The 9897-nt window shown below is 31.9% G+C and carries 8 protein-coding genes, 1 pseudogene and 1 other annotated feature; of the genes and pseudogenes, 7 read left to right on the top strand and 2 right to left on the bottom strand.

What is annotated here, in order from left to right; translation table 11 throughout:
- The 6 genes and pseudogenes from V7056_RS19535 to V7056_RS19560 all read left to right on the top strand — a co-directional run.
- Positions 1-529 (top strand): annotated as a pseudogene (locus V7056_RS19535) (collagen-like protein); the annotation flags it as partial.
- A gap of 229 nt (positions 530-758) precedes the next feature.
- Complete coding sequence (gene rfbA / locus V7056_RS19540; protein ID WP_499704059.1) at positions 759-1640, top strand: glucose-1-phosphate thymidylyltransferase RfbA; 882 nt, start codon at positions 759-761, stop codon at positions 1638-1640.
- A 73-nt stretch (positions 1641-1713) separates the two neighbouring features.
- Complete coding sequence (gene rfbB, locus V7056_RS19545) at positions 1714-2670, top strand: dTDP-glucose 4,6-dehydratase (RefSeq protein ID WP_499704060.1); 957 nt, start codon at positions 1714-1716, stop codon at positions 2668-2670.
- On the top strand, positions 2667-3509 hold the full coding sequence (gene rfbD, locus V7056_RS19550) for a dTDP-4-dehydrorhamnose reductase (RefSeq protein WP_499704061.1): 843 nt from the start codon (positions 2667-2669) through the stop codon (positions 3507-3509). The genes rfbB and rfbD overlap by 4 nt, the downstream gene beginning before the upstream one ends.
- Positions 3509-3967 (top strand): dTDP-4-dehydrorhamnose 3,5-epimerase family protein, encoded by a 459-nt coding sequence (locus V7056_RS19555; protein ID WP_499704062.1) that lies wholly within the window; start codon positions 3509-3511, stop codon positions 3965-3967. The genes rfbD and V7056_RS19555 overlap by 1 nt, the downstream gene beginning before the upstream one ends.
- Before the next feature lie 60 nt (positions 3968-4027).
- The gene (locus V7056_RS19560) at positions 4028-5404 is read left to right on the top strand and encodes a glycosyltransferase (protein WP_499704063.1); all 1377 of its coding nucleotides are present in this window, start codon (positions 4028-4030) and stop codon (positions 5402-5404) included.
- A gap of 32 nt (positions 5405-5436) precedes the next feature.
- On the opposite strand, the gene V7056_RS19565 is transcribed toward V7056_RS19560, so the two are convergent.
- Entirely contained in the window at positions 5437-6498 is a 1062-nt protein-coding gene (locus V7056_RS19565; protein ID WP_499704064.1) for a glycosyltransferase, read from the bottom strand.
- An 87-nt stretch (positions 6499-6585) separates the two neighbouring features.
- The gene (locus tag V7056_RS19570) at positions 6586-7671 is read right to left on the bottom strand and encodes a tetratricopeptide repeat-containing glycosyltransferase family 2 protein (RefSeq protein ID WP_499704065.1); all 1086 of its coding nucleotides are present in this window, start codon (positions 7669-7671) and stop codon (positions 6586-6588) included.
- A 123-nt stretch (positions 7672-7794) separates the two neighbouring features.
- Positions 7795-8014: a binding site (T-box leader), on the top strand.
- Positions 8015-8058: 44 nt separating this feature from the next.
- Between V7056_RS19570 and argS the strand changes: the two genes are divergently transcribed.
- Positions 8059-9747, top strand: coding sequence for an arginine--tRNA ligase (gene argS, locus V7056_RS19575; protein WP_499704066.1), 1689 nt, complete (start codon positions 8059-8061; stop codon positions 9745-9747).
- The last annotated feature ends 150 nt before the right edge of the window (positions 9748-9897 follow it).

Consider the following 9897-nt stretch of genomic DNA (forward strand, 5'->3'; position numbering starts at 1 on the left):
AGTAACAGGAGCAACAGGGGTAACAGGCGCGACAGGACCAAGTGTCCTTGCAGAAGGTTTCTCTGCCTTTATTCCAACAGTTAATACTGCTGCAAGTACTCAATTAACTAACTGGAGTGTAGCTAATCCTTATTTCCTTGCAACTACATTTAATCCTGTAACAGGTAATTTCACTGTACCTGCAACAGGTAGATATGTTTTTGAAGCGACGATTAACTACTCAACAACAGCTACTTTATCAGTAGCAACTGGAGCAGGTGTCAACCCTTCATTTGTCATCAGAAGAACTTCACCTACTACAACGGATTTAATTGGTGGTTTAATACCAATTTTAGACGTAAATATTGCTCTACTTCTAAATTTAAGAGCAATACTTGGTGATGGTACAGTGACACTAACTGGAGATCTAGAACTTACTGCCGGGGATGTAATTGGTCTCTTCTATGAGGCAGATGGATTAACAGTACCACTTACACTTGGAGGAAATAATACGTCGGGAATCACTTGGTCAGTTCATCGTATCGTTTAAATTTAGCGTTTAGAAAAAAATAGTACAAGCCTCATATTTTTATAGTCCTCATTTATTATTCTTATAGTTATCTATTTGAATATAAATGAGGATTTCTTTTATTATGGTTATTTGACTGAAATTTATGAAAGTATGTTTTTAGTACTAACAAGATAAACTTTTTGTGAATATGTTAATTAATGTTAATTATCCAAACTTTATAAGAAGTACATTAGGGATGTGTTGTTTATTGAAAGGAATCATACTTGCCGGTGGAAATGGAACCAGGTTATATCCTTTAACAAGAGTCATATCAAAACAGTTGTTACCTATTTATGATAAGCCTTTAATCTATTATCCACTATCAATATTAATGCTTGCTGGTATTAAGGAAATTCTAATTATTTCTACACCACATGATGTTCCTCGGTTTGAGGAATTATTAGGGGACGGCTCTAATCTTGGAATTACTTTATCATATATTGCACAGGAAAAACCTGAAGGTATTGCACAAGCATTTATTATTGGTGAAGAATTTATTGGTAATGAATCGGTTGCTCTAATTTTAGGGGACAACATATTTTATGGACATGATTTTACGAAGATATTAGAACGAGTAGCCACTTTAAAAGAAGGGGCGACAGTATTCGGATATAACGTTAAAGATCCACAAAGATTTGGCGTCATCGAGTTTGATGTTGATGGAAATGTCATTTCAATAGAAGAAAAACCTATTAATCCAAAGTCGACCTATGCTGTTACTGGATTATATTTTTATGATAATAGAGTAATAGATTTTGCTAAGCAAATTAAACCTTCTGAAAGAGGAGAGTATGAGATTACTGACCTGAATGAAATGTATCTAAAAATTGGTCAATTGAAGGTAGAGATACTTGGCAGGGGTTTTGCTTGGTTAGATACAGGTACACATGAATCACTAATTCAAGCGTCTACTTTTATAGAAATGATTCAAAAAAGGCAAAGCTTAAGAATATCATGTATTGAAGAAATCGCATTTAGAAAAGGATATATAACAATTGAACAATTAGAAAAACTTACGATGCCATTAGCTAATAGTGATTACGGTAAGTATTTATTAAGTGTTATATCAAATGTCAAAAAAAGTAAGTAACGTTTAACTGAATTATATAAGACAGATATTTTGTGAAAAACCTGTTCGAAGTCTTTGTAAAGGTGGGGATCGATTGAACATTTTAATTACAGGTGGTGCGGGGTTCATCGGTTTAAATTTTGTAAACTTTATTTTAAAAAATACTGATTATGAGATTACTATTATCGACGCATTAACTTATGCAAGTCATCCTGAGGAAATAAATAAATTAGTTAAAAATCCAAGGGTAAGGTTTATTCAGGCAAATATTATCAATATAGAAGAAATAAGGACGGCTTTAGATCAAGTATATGAAGTTCTTGTCCATTTTGCTGCAGAATCTCATGTGGATCGTAGTATTAAGGACGGAGAAATATTTATTCAAACAAATATAATTGGTACGTTTAATATGATTCAAATTGTGATGGATGGATTCGCAAAGAAAATGATCCATGTTTCTACGGACGAAGTTTATGGAACACTTGATAAAAATGATACACCTTTTACTGAACACTCTCCTATTTCTCCTAATAATCCATATTCCGCATCAAAAGCAAGCTCTGATTTAATTGTGCGTTCATATTTTCAGACGTTTGGCTTACCACTCATCACAACTAGATGTAGCAACAATTTTGGACCATTTCAAAATAAGGAAAAATACATTCCAACCATCATTTATCATGCGCTACAAGAAAAGAAAATTCCCGTTTATGGGGATGGCTTGCAAATTAGAGATTGGTTATTTGTAGAAGACCACTGCAGAGCAATTGCTATTATTATTGAAAATGGAAAAAGTGGTGAAGTATATAATATTGGCGGTGGCAATGAGAAAACAAATATTGAGGTGGTTAAGCAGATATTAGCAATTATGGGTAAACCAGAGAGTTTAATAGACTATGTAACAGACAGAGTTGGCCATGATCGTAGATATGCAATTGATTCTAGTAAAATTCAAACAGAATTAGGATGGAAACAGAAGCATACTTTTCAAGAATCTTTAGAAGAAACGGTGAAATGGTATATTGAAAAGTTTGGTGACAAGAAAATATGAAAATATTAATCACTGGCGCTGACGGTCAGCTTGGTAAGGAAATTCAAAATCTTTTTGGTAAAGATGGAATTGAAATAATTTCATATGGCAAAAAGCAATTAGATATTACGAATAGGAAAGAAATTAATACAGTACTAAACCAACATCAACCGAATGTAATCATAAATGCTGCAGCTTTTACAAAAGTTGATTTATGTGAAGTAGAAATTGAAAAAGCGTATCTTGTTAATGCGATTGGACCATTTAATCTAGCATTTGAAGCTAAAAAAATAAATTGTCGTTTTTTTCATATAAGTACAGACTATGTTTTTGACGGTGAAAAAAATACCCCATATGAAGTGGACGATTTCACCTCACCAAATACAATGTATGGTAAAAGTAAAAAACTTGGAGAAGAGCTAGTATTAGCGATCAATGATGACAGTACCATCATACGGACATCTTGGTTATACGGACATAAAGCGGATAATTTTGTGAATACAATGGTAAATTTATCAAATAAATTAGATGAAATCAGAGTCGTTGATGATCAAATAGGGTGTCCAACATATACGAAAGACTTAGTACTAATCCTTCAGTCTCTATTAAATGAGAAACCTGGGATATACCATGTGACGAATTTAGGGGAATGTAGTTGGTATGAATTTGCATGTGAAATACTACATTTTTTACATCGTAAAACAAAAATCGTTCCAGTGACAACGAAAGAATATGGTGCTAAAACTCCAAGACCAATGTATTCAGTATTAAGCAATAAGAAACTTGTTGATTTACAAATTCATCAAAGGGATTGGAAAGAAGCATTACATGAGTTTTTAAAAAAGGAGTATGGAAATTAATGCAAATTGAAGGTGTCATTACAAAAAAACTTACTAAACATTGTGACGATAGAGGCTTTTTTGCTGAAGTTTTAAGGGATGATGATGAGTTACTGACGAATTTTGGCCAATTATCATGGTCAACTACTTATCCAGGCGTGATTAAAGCTTTTCATTATCATGAAGAACAAGACGATATTTGGTTTTTTCCATCTGGGAATGCACAAGTTGTTTTATATGACTTAAGAGAGAATTCATCAACGAAAGGCAAAACAAATGTTTTCTATATGGGAGATAATAATCCAATGATTTTATTAATTCCTAAAGGGGTAGCACATGGATACCGAGTAATCGGTGATCAATCTGCAACAATCATTTATTGTACGACAAAATCATATAATCCAAACCAGCCGGATGAAAAAAGAATTCCTTGGAATGATGAGACAATCGGATTTAATTGGGGAACTCAAAATAGATAAGTATATACTCCGAATATATAATAAGTGGGGACTTAAGCAAAGGATGAGTAGGTGTAATGAATGAAAACTAGCATTATTCTATTAACATATAATCAGCTAGATGTTTCAAAAAAATGCTTTGAAAGCCTTGAAAAATATACAAATAAAGACCAAGTCGAAATAATTGTAGTAGATAACGGTTCAACCGATGGGACACGTGAATATTTAAAAAGTAATCCATCGTTTATAACGATTTTAAATGAAAAAAATATGGGGTTTGCTGGTGGCTGTAATCAAGGAATTGAAGTTGCTACTGGAGATAATTTTTTGTTTTTAAATAATGATACAATTGTTACTGAAAATTGGTTGGATGCAATGTTAGATCTTTTATATAGTAATGATCGTATTGGTATGGTTGGTCCAGTAAGTAATTATGTAAGTGGATTGCAAAGAATTGACGTGAATTATCAATCTGATGATGAAATAAATGAGTTTGCTTTACAATATTGTGAAACAGTCAAGGGGAAATCTAAGCAGGTTTTACGACTAGTGGGTTTTTGTTTATTAGTCAAACGTGAGGTAATAGAAAAACTAAAAGGTTTTGATGAAAGATTTAAATTCGGTTCATTTGAAGATGATGATATCTGTTTAAGAACGGTTTTAGAAGGCTACGAGTTGCATATTGCATTAGATTCATATGTACATCATTATGGACATGTAACATTTAAAGGGAATAGTGATATTAATATTACTCAACTTTATGTAGAAAATCGATTCCGTTATATAGAAAAATGGGGCAACCATTTAATAGATACTGCTTATCCAAAACTAGAAATAATTGATATGGTACCAAGTAATGTGAAGAAGGTATTGGAGATTGGATGCTCGGCTGGTGCAACAGGTTTAGAGATGAAAAATAGGTATTCATGTGTACTATATGGCACAGAAAAAAATCCTGAATTGGCGTCAATTGCTTCACAATTTTATGAAAAAGTTGATATTGTGAGTCGTGATGAGACGAATTTAACATATCCAAATGATTTTTTTGATTTAATTATTTTAGATCAAACAATCGAACATATTTACGACCCTTGGAATTATATAATTGAAATTAGTAAACTATTAAAACCATCAGGAAATATTATCTGTAGAGTTCCAAATGTCTCACATGGAGAAGTGCTTTACCAGTTGTTAAATGGTAGTTGGAATTATTTGAATGCAGGAATATTAGATAAGGAGCATGTAAGATTTTTTACGCCTAAAACATTGAATCTACTATTTCCTACTCATATGTTTGACATCATTTATAACAAAAATGAAAATATAGATGTCAATATTAATATAAAATTATTTTTTGAAGAAGTGGTTCACTTAGCACATAAATTTGGTATAACACTAGATGAGTTAACAACAAATTTAGAAATCTACCAAATGCTTGTACATGTAAAGAAAAAATAATAAAAACGGCGGTTGAGAACTTCAATCGCCGTTTATTTATTTAATAAATTTGAGAAATACTGTCTATTCGATAATATGCTAGCATGTGTTGGGTGGTAACTATAGGCCATTTCATTATGTTCATAGGCTAATTGATGTTTACCAATTCGATCATAGCATACTGCTAATTGTAAATGAGGCATCCATGTTGCATATGAATATTGAACGCTTGAAAGTTGCTCTCCATTTTTATTTGAAGCTGCTTCTTCATACCAAAAGATTGCTGAGTCATAGTTTGTATTTTCTAGAAAAAAATAACCAATCCTACAACATGTTTCTGGTTGAGGTTTTTCATATTGAAGTGAGTGTAGTAACCAACTTTTTTCTAATTCAAATAAATTGAGATGATGATAATTATCGGCTAAATAATAGCAAGCTAGTATATTATGTTCATTATACGGTTGCTTTTTTCTTAAAAACTTTAGAAAATATTGAATCGATTGAACATATTGATGATTATCACTTAATTCCTTAGCATAATAAAATAAATCTCTCGATGAAAAGTCAACATTCTCTTCAATCATTTTTTTAAATATTTTTATATGGTTATTAGGATTATTTGTGTATGGGAGATGGTAGATCGCTAAGTCTGAATCAATCACTTTACCTGTAACATTAATATGATACTCATCGGATTCAACACTAAAAGAATAAGAACTATTTCTATTTACTAATCTAGTTAGCATTTTTGGCATATTTTCATTCAAATTAGTAATTAGTTTCATTGAAATTCCATCTATATTTGAATTGATCGACTGCTTTAATTGTGTAAATTTTTTTCGGTCATTTTCGAACAAAATATCAGTAGGGTTTAAGAAAAAAATATATTCTTTTGTTGCGAGGTCAAATAAATAGCTTAATGCATCTTTTTCATACTGAGATGCTTCATGGGAATAAATATTTTTGGTAAACATACTTGCTAGCTCTCTAGTTCTATCTGTGGATTTTAAATCAACAATAATCACTTCATCCACCAAGTCGGTCACTGATTGTAGACATCTTTCAATAACCGCTTCATCATTTTTGACGATCATACATAAACTAACGGTAGTCAAAATATCACTCTTTTCTTAAGATATCGCTTCTAACTAATAAATGTATTTAAGATATTACAAGTTACAATGAGGGACACCGAAGTTGTATTATTGCTCATTAAATAATGAGTTGAAATACGCTTGATTATGCTTGACCGAAGGGTTATTTGGAGCAAAGCTAGCAGCAATATCATTATGTTTTTTAGCTGTCTCTTGATCACCTAAACGACTGTAGGAAAGACATAATTGTAAATGAGGTAGCCAAGTATAACACGCAGTATTAATAAAAGGACTTTGTTTAGGAATATCAACTAATGTAGCAATTTTATACCATGAGATTGCACGATGATAATCGTTTTGTTGAAGATAGATATAGCCTAATCTACAACAATTTTCACCACGAGGACCATCGTAAGTGAATGATTTTAGACAACTACTGGTTGCTAAATCCATTTCTCCTAAATTCAAATAACAATCAGCCATTTTTCCGCAAGCTTGAATATTATCTTCAGACCAGCCTTTTCCTTCATCTAAAAATTTGTTATACCATTCAATTGCGGTTTCATACTTACCATGATCTAAACATTCATTTGCATAATAATATTTATCTCTTGGATTTAATGATTTACCTGAAGCAATTGCTTCTTCATAAATTTTTAAGTTTCGGGTAGATGAGTCTTTATCCTTATAATGGATGACGGCAGCATCTGAATGAATGATATTTCCATATACTTCAAGATATTCATGTACGAATCCAATCCATTTAAAATTCCTTTTACGTTTAACGATTCGATTCCGAACAGAGCTAAATGTTGAATTTCCATCTTCATCAAAAGAAAGATGATATTTCATTGCAACAGCATCTACTTCTACTGTTAAAGTTTTCTTTAGCTCAAGTAATTTTTTTGCATTCTCTTCTGTTATGACATCATCTGCATCTAACCACATAATATAGTCTTTAGTTGCTTTAGAGAATGCAAAGTTCCGGGCCGCGGAAAAATCATTGATCCACTTAAAATCATAAACGCAATTTGTAAATTTTTTTGCTATTTCTTTCGTTTGATCAGTTGAACCTGTATCAATTATGACGATTTCATCTACAATAGTAGAAACGGATGAAAGACATCTTTCAAGAACATTTTCTTCATTTTTTACAATCATACAAAGACTGATAGTAATTGAATCTTTTTTCATTAATTCCACCTCAAATTTATGTTATTAAGGTTGTCAATAAAAGGTTCATCCAATTATTGAAATTTTTTAATAAGAAGGTTGTTATTTAGTTTTGTATATGTTTAAATATGTAAAAGGAATATTGGAAATTTTACGATAAAGAGAGTAGTCTTATAAAGTTTTTAAGCGAGTTAGGGATGGTGGAAGCCTAATAAAACGAATAAGATGAAGCGCACTTTGGAGAAGTAAATTCGAATTGCAGTAGGATTTACCGGGGATGGAACCTCGTTAACAAACTTAAAGTTGGTTCAATATTATTTGAACAATTAGAGTGGTACCGCGGAACTTAAACCCCGTCTCTTTTTTAGAGGCGGGGTTTTATTTATTTTAAGAAGGGAATGAAGGAAGATGAACTATGAATTATTGTATAGTGAACATTTAGAAAAAGCATTAAATGGCGCATTAAATAAAATAGAAATTAGAGCACTGATTGAAAAACCACATTATGCAGATCAAGGTGATTTAGCATTTCCTTGTTTTCAGCTTGCAAAGTCATTAAGAAAGTCCCCAGTTAGCATCTCACAAGAAATTGCACCTCTTATTCAACATGAATTATTTGAAAAGGTTGAAGCGAATGGACCGTATGTAAACTGCTTTTTAAATAAGAAAATTGTCAGTAAGCATATTATTGAAACTGTATTAAATAAAGGAAAAGATTTTGGAAATCAAGTTACTGATGATGAGAAAACAATTGTGATTGATTGTTCTTCACCAAATATTGCCAAACCTTTTTCAATGGGTCATATTCGTTCAACAATGATTGGAAACGCAATTGGGAACATTGCTCAAAAAAATGGCTATAAAGCAATTAAAATCAATCACCTAGGAGATTGGGGAACACAGTTCGGGAAATTGATTGTTGCATATAAACGATGGGGAGTAGAAGAAAAAGTAAAATTAAATCCAATCAAAGAATTGCTAACACTATATATTAAATTTCACGAAGAAGTAGAGAAGGAACCACAGCTTGAAGAAGAAGCAAGAAGCTGGTTTAAGAAATTAGAAGAGAAAAATGAAGAAGCGCAAGAATTATGGGAGTGGTTCCGTGAAGAATCACTAAAAGAATTTAAGATGGTGTATGATTTATTAGGTGTTAGCTTTGATAGCTTCAATGGCGAAGCTTTTTATAATGATAAAATGGATCGAATCATTACATTATTAGAAGAGAAAAAATTATTAGTTGAATCAGAAGGTGCTGAGGTTGTGGACCTTTCAGAAATAGAATTACCTCCTTGTCTGATTAGAAAATCGGATGGAGCTACATTATATGCAACCCGAGATTTGGCAGCTGCACTTTACCGTAAAGAAACATATGACTTTGATAAAGCGGTGTATGTTGTTGGAGGTGAACAAGCTTTACATTTCACACAAGTATTTACTGTTTTAAATAAGATGGGATATGAATGGTCTAAGAATATGGAACATGTACCATTTGGTTTGATTCTTCAAAACGGTAAAAAAATGTCAACTCGAAAAGGGAAAATTGTCTTACTTGAAAAAGTTATAGAAGAAGCAATTAGTTTAGCCAATCAGAATATATCTGACAAAAATCCTAACTTAAAAAATAAAGATGAAGTTGCAAAAATGGTAGGGGTTGGAGCGATTATATTCCAAGACTTAAAGAATGATCGAATGAATAATTTCGAGTTTTCTCTAGAGCAAATGTTAAAATTTGAAGGAGAAACAGGACCATATGTACAGTACTCTATTGTGAGAACTAATTCAATCTTGGAAAAAGCGGATGTAACAGATTTCCATCATCAAGTTGGTTTACATGATGAGTATAGTTGGGACATCATAAAAAACATCCAAGCCTTTCCAGACAAAGTAAAACGTAGTTTCGAGCAAAATGAACCGTCAGTTATTGCAAAATATACAATTGATTTGGCTCAATCGTTCAATAAATATTATGGCAATACACATATCCTCACTAAAGACGATCAATTAGTAAGTAGATTAGCTCTAATCAAAGCTGTTTCGATTGTATTAGAAGAGGGACTTAGATTATTGGGTATTCGTGCACCAAAAGAAATGTAATCAAAAAAGTATGAAAAGAATATTTTCTTTTCATACTTTTTTTGTTTTTTCTAAATGTCTTTTCTAAATAATTGAAGATTTTTTAATTTGAAACGATAAAGACAGAAGGTGATTACAACGGAAGGTGCAGGGCTCCTGTGGGAGATGCGG

The sequence above is a fragment of the Bacillus sp. JJ664 genome, assembly GCF_036962205.1.
GTDB lineage: Bacteria > Bacillota > Bacilli > Bacillales > Bacillaceae_G > Gottfriedia.

What these genes read in the sequence shown, in the direction of transcription:
- V7056_RS19570 (WP_499704065.1), bottom strand. Translation starts at nt 7,671, where the DNA reads ATGAAAAAAGATTCAATTACTATCAGTCTTTGTATGATTGTAAAAAAT.
- V7056_RS19555 (WP_499704062.1), top strand. Translation starts at nt 3,509, where the DNA reads ATGCAAATTGAAGGTGTCATTACAAAAAAACTTACTAAACATTGTGAC.
- V7056_RS19560 (WP_499704063.1), top strand. Translation starts at nt 4,028, where the DNA reads ATGAAAACTAGCATTATTCTATTAACATATAATCAGCTAGATGTTTCA.
- argS (WP_499704066.1), top strand. Translation starts at nt 8,059, where the DNA reads ATGAACTATGAATTATTGTATAGTGAACATTTAGAAAAAGCATTAAAT.
- rfbD (WP_499704061.1), top strand. Translation starts at nt 2,667, where the DNA reads ATGAAAATATTAATCACTGGCGCTGACGGTCAGCTTGGTAAGGAAATT.